Annotated in this window: 11 protein-coding genes and 1 tRNA gene; 7 read left to right on the top strand and 5 right to left on the bottom strand. The window is 29.8% G+C overall.

Annotated elements, in window-relative coordinates; translation table 11 throughout:
- The first annotated feature begins 306 nt into the window (after nt 1-306).
- Nucleotides 307-1080 (top strand): hypothetical protein, encoded by a 774-nt coding sequence (locus BLT88_RS06150; protein ID WP_157691149.1) that lies wholly within the window; start codon nt 307-309, stop codon nt 1078-1080.
- Between the two features lie 153 nt (nt 1081-1233).
- Here the strand turns inward: BLT88_RS06150 and BLT88_RS06145 are convergent, their stop codons facing one another.
- A complete protein-coding gene (locus BLT88_RS06145; protein ID WP_036785641.1) occupies nt 1234-1647 on the bottom strand; it encodes a 6-carboxytetrahydropterin synthase in 414 nt (137 codons plus the stop codon).
- A gap of 18 nt (nt 1648-1665) precedes the next feature.
- Entirely contained in the window at nt 1666-2205 is a 540-nt protein-coding gene (gene idi / locus BLT88_RS06140) for an isopentenyl-diphosphate Delta-isomerase (protein ID WP_091953680.1), read from the bottom strand.
- A gap of 121 nt (nt 2206-2326) precedes the next feature.
- On the opposite strand from idi, the gene BLT88_RS06135 reads away from it, so the two are divergent.
- From BLT88_RS06135 to BLT88_RS06115, 5 genes are all read left to right on the top strand, one after another.
- Complete coding sequence (locus BLT88_RS06135; RefSeq protein ID WP_172824264.1) at nt 2327-3025, top strand: peptidylprolyl isomerase; 699 nt, start codon at nt 2327-2329, stop codon at nt 3023-3025.
- Nucleotides 3026-3261: 236 nt separating this feature from the next.
- Nucleotides 3262-4854, top strand: a complete 1593-nt coding sequence (locus BLT88_RS06130; protein WP_091953677.1) for a peptide chain release factor 3 — start codon at nt 3262-3264, stop codon at nt 4852-4854.
- 4 nt (nt 4855-4858) lie between these two features.
- Nucleotides 4859-6430 carry a hypothetical protein gene (locus BLT88_RS06125; RefSeq protein WP_091953675.1) on the top strand — a complete coding sequence of 524 codons (1572 nt, stop codon included), beginning with the start codon at nt 4859-4861 and terminating at the stop codon, nt 6428-6430.
- A gap of 57 nt (nt 6431-6487) precedes the next feature.
- Entirely contained in the window at nt 6488-7417 is a 930-nt protein-coding gene (locus tag BLT88_RS06120; protein ID WP_091953674.1) for a peptidylprolyl isomerase, read from the top strand.
- 376 nt (nt 7418-7793) lie between these two features.
- A tRNA-Gly gene (locus tag BLT88_RS06115) sits at nt 7794-7866 on the top strand.
- 155 nt (nt 7867-8021) lie between these two features.
- On the opposite strand, the gene BLT88_RS06110 is transcribed toward BLT88_RS06115, so the two are convergent.
- Nucleotides 8022-8615 (bottom strand): rhomboid family intramembrane serine protease, encoded by a 594-nt coding sequence (locus BLT88_RS06110; protein WP_231960103.1) that lies wholly within the window; start codon nt 8613-8615, stop codon nt 8022-8024.
- Between the two features lie 142 nt (nt 8616-8757).
- On the opposite strand from BLT88_RS06110, the gene BLT88_RS06105 reads away from it, so the two are divergent.
- Complete coding sequence (locus BLT88_RS06105) at nt 8758-9678, top strand: lysophospholipid acyltransferase family protein (protein WP_091953671.1); 921 nt, start codon at nt 8758-8760, stop codon at nt 9676-9678.
- Here the strand turns inward: BLT88_RS06105 and BLT88_RS06100 are convergent.
- A complete protein-coding gene (locus BLT88_RS06100) occupies nt 9656-11125 on the bottom strand; it encodes an aminotransferase class V-fold PLP-dependent enzyme (protein ID WP_091953669.1) in 1470 nt (489 codons plus the stop codon). The genes BLT88_RS06105 and BLT88_RS06100 overlap by 23 nt on opposite strands.
- A complete protein-coding gene (locus tag BLT88_RS06095) occupies nt 11125-11970 on the bottom strand; it encodes a hypothetical protein (protein ID WP_231960102.1) in 846 nt (281 codons plus the stop codon). The genes BLT88_RS06100 and BLT88_RS06095 overlap by 1 nt, the downstream gene beginning before the upstream one ends.
- Nucleotides 11971-11986: the final 16 nt, after the last annotated feature.

Here is an 11986-nt window from a genome sequence, read left to right as displayed (position 1 = left end):
TCACTCAAAGTTATTTTTAAATCTAAATTATTAGAGAAGTGTTTTCTTAATTTCTGATAGATAACTACACAAATATTTTCTGCAGTAGAATTCAAACCTCTAAATTCTTAGTCTTTAATATTTAAATTTTTATAATAAAAACACTCCTCTATCTCAGAATTTATTAAATTTTTAAGAACTCTTAAATCATAAAACCCTAGTAATAGAGTACTTTATATAAAAACATGATATATATCATGTTTTTATATAAAGTACTCTATTACCTTTGAGAAGATATATATCCCTACATATATATCCCCCCACATTATGAAACTTATTAAATATGTTCTAATAGCAATTTGTTTGCTAAACATTTCCTACACATTAAGCACCGAAAGAGAACTATATGTCAACAATTTTAATAATATTTTAGGATCTTATCATTTAGAAACTGAATTATTAGAATTTGTAAAAAATCACGAAATCAATACCTTAATTCTTTATGATTTACATAAAATAAATAAAAGATTTCCATTAGGGGATGAGACAAAAAATGGAGTTCTAGCTAGTTTTATTGTTAAAGCAAAAGTTGAATATGGAATTCAAAAAATAAGTGCATCTGGTGAAAGTGGCGATTTTTTTACTAATGTTATTCACCCCTATAATATCTCAAGGAAAAATTCTAAAGAAAAAATTGATATTTATAATTTAGAATATGAATACTGGGACGAGGAGTCTTCTTCAAACAAAGGTTATTATTGTAAAAGTTATCTAAAAGATAGCTATCAAAAATGTAATCGTGAAAATTCTTTTAGATTCTATATTGAGTCTTTAAAAATAATGAGAAAACTCGCAAATGAAATCGATCACCCAATACAAATAGAGGCTTATATTGGGAAATTCACAGAAAAAGAAGTACAAAATATAAGTAATCATGTCGATAGGTTATTAATACATGCCTATGTGAGAACACCTCAAGAAAGTTTTCATTATGTAAAAAATAGACTAAACTTATTAGCAGGTATTGATTCTAAAATTAAAGTTTCTATTTTATATTCTTCGGAAATGAAATTTTTGGGAAAATGGTTTAGTACACAATAATTCCAAACGGCTGAAGAAATTTTCTTTAAAGATTTACAAAAAGAAGGAATAAATTTAAAAGATAAATTAAATTTCCAAGGGTTTACTTACTATAACTATAGTTACTTTCAATATTCATTAGAACGATTCAAAAATCATAAAAATAAGCCTAAATTATTCTCCAGTATAACTAACAAAGTTTCTAGGCGTTTCATATAAAGTAATTTTTAAATCTAAATTATTAGGGAGGTGTTTTCTTAATTTCTGATAGGTAACTACGCAAATATTTTCTGCTGTAGGATTCAAATCTTGAAATTCTTCAACTTCAACATTTAAATTTTTATGATCAAAACACTCCTCTATCTCAGACTTTATTAAATTTTTAAGAATTCCTAAATCATACACATATCCTGTTTCTTTATCAATCTCTCCTGTTAAAGAAACTATGAGCTCATAATTATGACCATGAAAGTTAGGATTACTGCACTTGTTAAAAATTTCAAAGTTTTTAGCATCCGACCAATCTTTTCTATACAATCTGTGCGCTGCATTAAAATGTGCTTTTCTATGAACAGTTACTTTAGGCATATATTTTTTTGTTTTAAATTAAAAACTAGTATCTCCAAGGTTATAACTTGAAATCTTCGAAAAAGATTCTTTAAAAATTATTTTAAACCACTCAGTATAAATTGAAGGTTTTTTTTCTATGTCAGATTTCACATCCTCTAACAACATCCATTTGTAATCTTCTGCTTCATCCTTATTGATTATTGGTCTATTATCGAAATAACCGATTAACACATGATCTAATTCATGCTCCGTTAAACCGTTATCAAAAGGAGCTTTGTATATAAATGAAAAAACTTCACTTAAACTTGTTACAAAACCCATTTCTTCTTGTAATCTTCTTTTACCTGCTTCTAAATTGGTTTCACCATTTCGTTGATGTGAGCAACATGTATTTGTCCATAATAACGGTGAATGATATTTATGCGCAGCTCTTTGTTGCAGCATTAATTCTCCTTTCTTATTAAAAATAAATACTGAAAAAGCTCTATGCAAAACAGCTTTTTCATGCGCTTCCATTTTAGGCATTAAACCTAATTGATTGTCGTTTTTATCAACTAAAATCACTTGTTCCTCCATGATTACAAATATAATGCAATCAAATAGTTTTAAAACTTAAAAATGTAATAAAACCATCAGATTTATCTATTGTTTTATTTTGATGATTTATATTTGATTTTTATAATAATCAATATCAAAAGTGAAAAGTTTCTATAAAATAGTATTCTTCTTAATCATTATTCCCTTTTATCAATGCAATCAAGAGAAAAATAAAAAAGAAAAAACTCTTGAAGTTAAACAGATAAAAGACCTTAAAAAGAAACAAGAAAATATAATTACGAAACCTTGGGATAGTTTAAATAGATTCAATACTGAAGCTTTTTTATTAGAATATGGAAAACAAAATCAAGAAACTAAAGTACTTATAAAAACAAAATTCGGAAATATAAAACTATTATTATACAAAGATGTTCCAATACATAGAGCTAATTTCATTTTTCTTACAAAAATTAAATATTTTAACACTACGGTTATTTACAGGGTAGCAAAAAATTTTGTTATTCAGGGTGGAAATTCTGATAATATGTATACTCAAAAACAGCGAAGAAAATATGGGAATTATTTAATGCAACCCGAATTCAGAAATCATAGAAAACACAAATATGGCGCATTAGCCGCTGCTAGACAGTGGGAAAACAACCCAAATAAGCTATCAAGCCCTTTTGAATTTTATATAGTTCATAAAAGAAGTGGTGCTCATCATTTAGACAATGAGCATACTGTTTTTGGCGAAGTTATTTCTGGTTTTGATGTTATGGATAGAATCTCTAAAGTAAAAGTTGGTGTCGATGAATGGCCCATTGAAGATATAAATATGAGGATAGAAATTTTAAATTAATATATTCTAAAAGAACAAGTAATTAACTGATTATCACAAAAAAATCGATCTAAAATTCTATTTTCTAAAATTCTATTTTAGTGAAATTTTAAACTTTTTAAAAAATATTACTTGAAGTATTTGACTAAATTAGATAAATTAATAGATCATTTTTTTATGAATCTTATTCTCATTATCAAGTAATAAGCTAAAAAAATTATAGAATAAAACCTATATTTGCACCTCAATTTTTGTAAATGAGTTTTTTAAAAGAAATAGCACGTAGAAGAACATTTGGTATTATATCTCACCCAGATGCTGGTAAAACTACTTTAACAGAAAAATTATTATTATTTGGTGGTGCTATACAAGAAGCTGGTGCAGTAAAGAATAATAAAATAAAAAAAGGAGCAACTTCCGATTTTATGGAGATTGAGCGTCAGAGAGGAATTTCTGTAGCTACTTCTGTACTTGCATTTATTTATAAGGATAAAAAAATAAACATACTAGATACTCCTGGGCACAAAGATTTTGCTGAAGACACCTTTAGAACCTTAACCGCTGTAGATAGTGTAATTGTAGTAATAGATGTTGCAAAAGGTGTTGAGCCACAAACAGAAAAATTAGTAGAAGTTTGTAGAATGCGTAGCATACCAATGTTGGTTTTTATAAATAAACTAGATAGAGAAGGAAAAGATGCTTTTGATTTATTAGACGAAGTGGAACAAAAACTTGGTTTACGCGTAACTCCAATGAGTTTTCCTATTGGAATGGGATATGATTTTAAAGGAATTTATAATATTTGGGAAAAGAAATTAAATCTTTTTTCTGGTGATAACAAAACTACTATTTCTGATGGTGTTCAATTTGATGATTTATCGAACCCAGAATTAGATCAAATAGTTGGTGAAACTGCAGCTGAAACTTTACGCGAAGAAATTGAATTAATCGATGAAGTGTATCCATCATTTAATCAGCAAGAATATTTAGAAGGAAAATTACAACCCGTATTTTTTGGGTCAGCTTTAAATAACTTTGGGGTGAAAGAATTACTAGATGCATTTATTGAAATTGCACCTTCTCCGCAGCCTAAAAAAGCGGAAGAACGCTTAGTAGATTCTAAAGAAGAAAAAATGACTGGTTTTGTGTTTAAAATACATGCAAATATGGACCCTAAACACAGAGACAGATTAGCTTTTATAAAAATTGTGTCGGGCACCTTTAAGAGAAATGCTCCTTATTTACATGTTAGGAATGGTAAAAAAGTAAAATTTTCTAGTCCCAATGCATTTTTTGCTGAGAAAAAAGAAATTGTAGAAGAATCTTTTCCTGGCGATATTGTAGGTATACACGATACTGGAAACTTTAAAATTGGTGATACTCTAACAGAAGGTGAACAATTAAATTTTAAAGGAATTCCGAGTTTTTCTCCAGAACATTTTAGATATGTAAACAACGCAGATCCAATGAAATCGAAACAACTTTATAAAGGTTTAGATCAGTTAATGGACGAAGGTGTGGCTCAATTATTTACTTTAGAAATGAACGGACGAAAAGTAATTGGGACAGTTGGTGCTTTGCAATATGAAGTTATTCAATATCGATTAGAGCATGAATATGGTGCAAAATGTACCTATGAAAATTTAAATGTTCACAAAGCTTGTTGGGTAGAACCTGAAAATATAAAAAGTGAAGAATTTAAAGAATTTAAACGAGTAAAACAGCGTTATTTAGCAAAGGATAAACAAGGTCAATTAGTCTTTTTAGCTGATTCCGCTTTTACAATTCAAATGACGCAAAGTAAATATCCTTCAGTAAAACTTCATTTTACAAGCGAGTTCAAAAATTAAGTTCATGAAAAATATTCTTTTTTTAATTTTAGTTTTTGTGGCTCTAATTAGTTTTGGACAAGATTATACATTAGATGATTTAAAAGGCAAAGAACTTCATAATAGAATTAGACTAAATTATATTTTAATAGACCAACCTAATATAACTTATGGCAATGGTTACACATTAGACCCCAATATGGGATTTTGGGGATTAAATTATTATTTTCCTTTAAATGACTGGCTATACACAGGCGCTGGCTTTCATGGAGCAGCCTACGGAGATCAGGGTGGTCTCTTCACATTAGGTGTTAATTTGGGTATTAATTTTTCAATATTTAAAAATTTATATTTTGATGCAAATCTCCATTTTGGTGGTGGTGGAGGATTTAGAAGTTTAGTAAACGGAGGGGGGCTTTTGTACCCAAATGCCGGTTTAAAATACAATGCAAAAAGTGTTTCATTTGGAGTTCAGTATGGTTATGTAAACTTTTTTACAGGAATCCAAAAAGGAGATAATGTTTCCTTCTTTATAGAGATTCCTACCACAGTAAGAACAAGTTCATATGCAAGTGCTCAGCAAACCTATACAGTTAACAAAGAGAATGAAGATAAATTTTGGCAACATCCTGGTGTCAAAAATGTCCAACAAATAACCTTTGATTATTTTTTTCCAATCGGAATGTCGAGAAATGATGGAATTGATAATTTTAATGAAGCAATTCCTTTAAGACAAACCCTAAGCGTTTTAGGTTTCGAATATCAAAAATACATCAATAAAAACACCTTTCTATATGCTCATGCAGATGCTATGTATGGCGGATTAAGAGCTGGTTTTATGGATGTGTTTTTTGGAGCAGGTAAAAATTTTGTGGAATCCAAATATATTAACTTTTTTGCAAAAATGGGAATAGGAGCTGCAGGTGGAAGAATTTATCCTGAAAATGGATTAACAATTTATCCTAGTGCTGGTTTCGATATTAAATTTTCTAAAAAATTTGGAATTAGTTTTCACGGTGGTTATCATAGGGCTGTTGGCGGTACTTTTGAAGCATACACAGTTGGTTTTAGTTTTAAACATTATGGATTAAGTGGTGGTGTTACTGACCCTTATTCTAATGAAAAAGTTAAGGTAATCAAAACACAAGGAATAAAAGTTCAAGCTGAAAATCAAACATATTTTAATATGGCTAAAACAGATTCTCCAGCCATAAATCTCCAACTAATTGCTATAAAATTAATTTATGACATTAACAAAATAATTTATTTTTTAGGTGAAGCATCTTTTGCATATGAAGGTAAATCTGGTGGTTATGCTCATGGCATATTTGGCTTCGGAATTAAATCTAATAAATTTTTAAATAATAGATTTTCTTTTTTTGCAGAAGCTTTAGCTGGTGTTGCAGGAGGGGCTGGTGTAGATACAGGTGAAGGAATAATTATTAAACCTTCCACAGGAATAAACTATCACCTGAATGATAATTTATCATTTCATTTTTCAGGAGGACAAGTTTTCGCTCCTTTTGGTAATGTTAATTCAAAAAACATTAATATCGGTTTAACATATGGCTTATCATTGTTAAACGCAAAAAAATAATTTAGTCTGAACTTGTTTCAGAATATTAAAAATATAAAATCGATTAAATAAGAAAGAATGAACAACGGAATCTATGCAAAATTCACTACTCCAAAAGGTGAAATTTTAGTACAATTAGAACATGAAAAAGCGTCAGGAACAGTAGGTAACTTTGTTGCTTTGGCCGAGGGTAATTTAGAAAATACTATCACGCCACAAGGAACTCCCTACTATGATGGATTAAAATTCCATAGAGTAATTCCTGATTTTATGATTCAAGGAGGATGCCCTCAAGGAACAGGAACAGGAAACCCTGGTTATAAATTTGATGATGAATTCCATCCAGATTTAAAACATGATGCTCCTGGAAAACTTGCAATGGCCAATTCTGGTCCTGGCACAAACGGAAGCCAATTTTATATTACACACGTTCCTACTCCTTGGCTAGACAATAAACATACAGTTTTTGGTTCTGTAATCGAAGGACAAGATGTTGTTGATTTAGTAAAACAAGGCGATGTAATGTCTCTCGAAATTATTAGAGTTGGTGCAGAAGCAGAAAACTTCAATGCTGTTGAAGCATTTAGAACTTTTGAGGGTTCTAGAGAGAAAAGAGAAGCAGAAGAAAAAGCAAAACAAAAAGAATTATTAGATTCTGTTGCTAAAGGTTACGCAGAAACTGCAAGTGGTTTACGTTATCAAATTTTACAAAAAGGTGATGGAAAACAAGCAACCAAAGGAGCTGGAGTTTCTGTACATTATAAAGGTCAATTATTAGACGGTACCGTTTTCGATTCTTCTTACAAAAGAAAACAACCAATTGATTTTAATGTTGGTGTAGGACAAGTAATAGCTGGCTGGGATGAAGGAATTCAATTATTACAAGTTGGTGATAAAGCTCGCTTTGTAATCCCTTCTGACTTAGCATATGGATCTGCAGGTGCAGGTGGAGTAATTCCTCCAGACGCAACCTTAATTTTTGATGTAGAATTAATGAATGTAAAATAACTTTTTCACATTTACAAAGAACAGGGACCCTCGATATTTGAGGGTCCTTTTTTATTTTACAGAAATCTTTTATTTTTCTGTCAATTTATAGTGCCTTCTAGAATACTTTAATAAAAAACCTTACTAGATACTATAACTTCCGGCTTTCCAATAGGGTGTAATATTAAAAATGTTGCAAATTTAAAAATTTATGACTCTTATAAGTTTGCGCTAATCTCTGATTAATTATATAAACTTCTAATATGATTAAGGTTACGATACAGAAGGAATTCACTTTTTAAAAGTGAGTAGAAAAGATAAAAAAGTTTTATTAATAATTTGCAAAAAAAACATTGTAGAACTCAAAAATGATTTTATATTTGCAGCTCTTTACCACGCGAAAGTAGCTCAGTTGGTAGAGCGTCAGCCTTCCAAGCTGAATGTCGCCAGTTCGAACCTGGTCTTTCGCTCAAAAAGACTTTATTAGAAATAATAGAGTTTTTTTTTGCTCTAAATTTATTAATATTTGAAATAAAAGAGCTGATAAACAGTATCAAACACAAACTAAATAAACCTACTATTTAGCTGATAGGAAAGACATTATCGGATATAATGTTTTTCTGTTTTACAAACTCTTTAACTTATCGCCAAATAGTAATAATAAAATAATTGGAATTGCTAAGAAAATAACAAAAACCGTATTTGTAAAGAACAGTTCTGGTTTCAGAATTAAAGTTAAAATAAAACCACCCATAGCACCTCCGAGATGAGCAGCATGTCCAATATTTCCTACCTGTTTTTTCATTCCATAAATGGAATATAACAAATAACCAACTCCAAAAATATATCCAGGAATAGGAATTGCAAAAAACAATAATAATTGCATATCCGGAAACACTAATATAGATGAATATACAATCCCTGAAACAGCACCAGAAGCACCAACGGCACTATAATAATGTTCATATTTATGGTATTGTAATGTATATAAATTTCCAGCAATTAAACTTCCAAAATAGATAATTAAAAAACTAGTTATCCCAGAATTAGTTGCTACAAAACCCCCAAAAACATAGAGTGCATACATGTTAAAACCAAGATGCATCCAATCTACATGCAAAAATCCAGAAGTTAACATTCTAATTTTTTCATTCCCCAAAACTCTACCAACTTGAAATTTATATTTATTTAAGAATGAATTATCATCAAAACCTTTCATTGAAAATAAAACGTTGACGATAATGATTAATAAAACTATGGGGTTCGAACCTTGTAACATCCTACAAACATAATAAAATCTGTTTGTTTTAACTATTTCTAATTAAATATAAATACTGATATTTGCAATAAAAATTAACCTTATGCAATTTCTAGTTTTTGCACTTACTTACCCTTTTATTTGGCTATTCTCGAGATTGCCAATGCGCATATTATATATAAAATCTGATATTTTTTTCTTTTTGATTTATTACGTTTTTAGGTATCGGAAAAATGTAGTTTTAGAAAACTTAAGATTAGCTTTTCCTGAGAAATCAGAAGCCGAAAGAAAAAAAATATCTAGAAATTTCTTTAAACATTTTACTGATTTATTTATGGAAAGTGTAAAAGCTTTCTCAATATCAGAAAAAGAAATTTTAAAACGTTATACCTATAAAAATCCTGAATTGGTAAACGACTTTACAAAACAAGGAAAAAGTATTGCATTAGTTGCTGCTCATCAAGCAAATTGGGAATGGTCAATAAGTTTACCATTAGTTTTAGAAGGAAAAGTTAATGGTGCATACACAAAATTGGGTAATACTTACTTTGAAAAAGCAGTAAGAAGCTCTAGAGAAAAATTTGGTGTATCAGGTTATAAAACAAGTGAAACCGTAAAAGGAATGCAACGGAATTTTGCAGAAAAAACGCAGGGGTTATATATTTTGTTGAGTGATCAATCTCCACAAGTTCATAAAACGTTTTATTGGAGCACATTTTTTGGTGTCAAGGTACCTATCCATACAGGAGCTGAAATGCTTGCTAAAAAGTTTGATTTGGTCGTTATAAATTATGTAACTAGAAAAGTAAAAAGAGGATATTATGAAACCGAATTTCAATTAATAACCGAGACTCCGAAAGAGTTTGATAATTACCAAATAACTGATAAATATTTGCGCTTAACGGAAAGAAACATCATACAACAACCTGAACTTTATTTATGGTCTCATAAGAGGTTTAAACACAGAAACAGCTTTGATGAATGGCAAAAAATGAGAGCCTCTAAACAGAAAACCAAGAAGTAACTAACTCTTTTTCTATGGGCTTTGTAAATTTATGAACATAATCATTCTTCAAAGAATCATAGCTATAATCCTTCGCCCAATCTTTTATATTTAATGATAATTCTTGCAGAGATTTACAAATAAAAGTTAGTTCAGAATTTGTTATTGTTGGATGCAAAGACAAACGCACCCAACCTGGTTTTTGTGTATTGCAACCATGTGAAATTTCATCCTTTATTCTATTTGAAGTGACTTGATCTACATTTAATAAGAAATGTCCATACGTTCCTGCACAAGAACAACCACCTCTAGTCTGAATTCCAAAACGATCATTCAATAATTTTACGACTAAGTTAAAGTGATACTTTTCAAAATAGAATGAAAAAATACTTAATCGTTTTTTATGATTCGGAGCTAATATTTTCACCCCAGATAAACTTTCTAAAGTATGAAACATCGTTTCATTAATTTCATCTTCTCTTCTTCGAATATTTTCAACACCCATTTTATCTTTCAACTGAATTGAAAGTGCAATCTTAATTGTTTGCAAAAATGCTGGTGTTCCGCCATCCTCTCTTGTTTCTACATCGTCAAAATAGTCATGTTGCCCCCAAGGATTTGTATAACTTACAGTGCCACCTCCTGGATTATCTGGCACTGTATTTTTATATAATTTCTTATTAAAAACTAATACCCCAGCACTTCCTGGGCCTCCTAAAAATTTATGAGGTGAAAAGAAAATAGCATCTAAATGCTCATCCTCCATTTCTGGATGCATATTAATACCTACATAAGGCGCACAGCAAGCAAAATCAACAAAACACAATCCGTTATATTGATGAATTAATTTAGCAACTTTATGGAAGGGAGTTTTTATACCCGTTACATTAGAACAGGAAGTAATTGAAGCAATTTTAATTTTTCTATGTTCATGTGTTTGGATGCATTTTTCAAAGCTATCTAGACACAGTAAACCTTCCTCATTACAAGGAACCACTTCTACATCTGCAATCGTTTCTAACCAAGAAGTTTGATTAGAATGATGCTCCATATGTGATATAAAAACAATAGGTTTTAAATCTTCTGGTACAGTTGTATAATCTTTTAAACTTTCAGAAACTTTTAAACCTAATATTCGTTGAAATTTATTCACAACACCAGTCATTCCAGAACCGGTTGTTATCAAAACATCATTAGAGTTCGCATTTACATGACGTTTTATAATATTTCTGGCTTCATGATAAGCGAGCGTCATTGCTGCACCAGAAGTTGAAGTTTCTGTATGCGTGTTGGCTACAAAAGGTCCAAATTCATTACATATTTTTTCCTCAATTGGTCTATACAATCTTCCACTCGCAGTCCAATCTGCATAGATAAGATTTTGCAATCCATATGGAGACATAAATGTTTGGTTTACACCAATAATATTCTTACGATATTGATCGAAATATTGCTCTAAATTTTTCATTAAATTCTAAATTTTCCACCAACTAAAATATTGTTCTGTAAGAAGAAAAAATCTTGAGAAGCGCTATCTGCAGGATTGGTGCTAATTTTAACATTTGACATATTTATATATCCACCTTTTAAATCTGCTTGAATAAAAAAGTGTTTCAAAAAGGTTATATTTAATCCAAATCCTACAGACAATCCATATCCAGAAATATGATAATCATCATGTCTTTCCATATCTAATAATGTTGTATCTGTTTTTGGAAATAATAAACCAAAACCTAAACCCTCCGTTGCATTTATTTGAAAGCTGTCAGAATCTAAACCAAACCAACTACTTATATCATCAAAACGATATAACTGCATGTTAATATAATTTAAACCATCTGTATGTTCTAATCTCAAAAAATCTTCTGTTAATTGAATTTGTTGACCAGTATAAACTCCATCATATTTAACATTTCCAATATTTATGTTCCCATCTATATCGACAAATTGATCATTATCAACAACATATTTCATATGATCTACACCTATTGAAATCGTATAATTCTCTTTAAAAAAATAACCTATTCTCGCGTTTGTTTGTGGTTTAGTGAGGTTTGATATTCCAAAATACTTTTTGAAAGTAAATGCTGATGGTGTATCGTGCGCTTTCACACTTTGTAACGTAAAATCATAATTATTGCCTTTAAATCGAATGTCTGACTTTGAAAAACTTGCCCAATTCCACCCCCAATAAACAAAAAACTTTCCTTTGTTAAGTACTTTCTTTTTTTTAGGTGTTATATCATTTTGCTGTCCTAATAAAGAAGAAATACTTAAAAAAAGAACTGCTAAAGTTATAATATATGTTTTCAAAACTTAAAATTAATTT

It is taken from the genome of Polaribacter sp. Hel1_33_78, assembly GCF_900106075.1.
In the GTDB taxonomy this organism is placed as follows: domain Bacteria; phylum Bacteroidota; class Bacteroidia; order Flavobacteriales; family Flavobacteriaceae; genus Polaribacter.
Note: the sequence above shows the minus strand (reverse complement) of the source record. Positions and strands in the feature narration are given on the sequence as shown.

Excerpts from the sequence above, each read along its gene's own strand:
- BLT88_RS06120 (WP_091953674.1), top strand. The coding sequence starts at position 6,488 with ATGAACAACGGAATCTATGCAAAATTCACTACTCCAAAAGGTGAAATT.
- BLT88_RS06145 (WP_036785641.1), bottom strand. The coding sequence starts at position 1,647 with ATGCCTAAAGTAACTGTTCATAGAAAAGCACATTTTAATGCAGCGCAC.
- BLT88_RS06100 (WP_091953669.1), bottom strand. The coding sequence starts at position 11,125 with ATGAAAAATTTAGAGCAATATTTCGATCAATATCGTAAGAATATTATT.
- BLT88_RS06110 (WP_231960103.1), bottom strand. The coding sequence starts at position 8,615 with ATGAAAGGTTTTGATGATAATTCATTCTTAAATAAATATAAATTTCAA.
- BLT88_RS06125 (WP_091953675.1), top strand. The coding sequence starts at position 4,859 with ATGAAAAATATTCTTTTTTTAATTTTAGTTTTTGTGGCTCTAATTAGT.
- BLT88_RS06105 (WP_091953671.1), top strand. The coding sequence starts at position 8,758 with ATGCAATTTCTAGTTTTTGCACTTACTTACCCTTTTATTTGGCTATTC.
- BLT88_RS06130 (WP_091953677.1), top strand. The coding sequence starts at position 3,262 with ATGAGTTTTTTAAAAGAAATAGCACGTAGAAGAACATTTGGTATTATA.
- BLT88_RS06150 (WP_157691149.1), top strand. The coding sequence starts at position 307 with ATGAAACTTATTAAATATGTTCTAATAGCAATTTGTTTGCTAAACATT.
- idi (WP_091953680.1), bottom strand. The coding sequence starts at position 2,205 with ATGGAGGAACAAGTGATTTTAGTTGATAAAAACGACAATCAATTAGGT.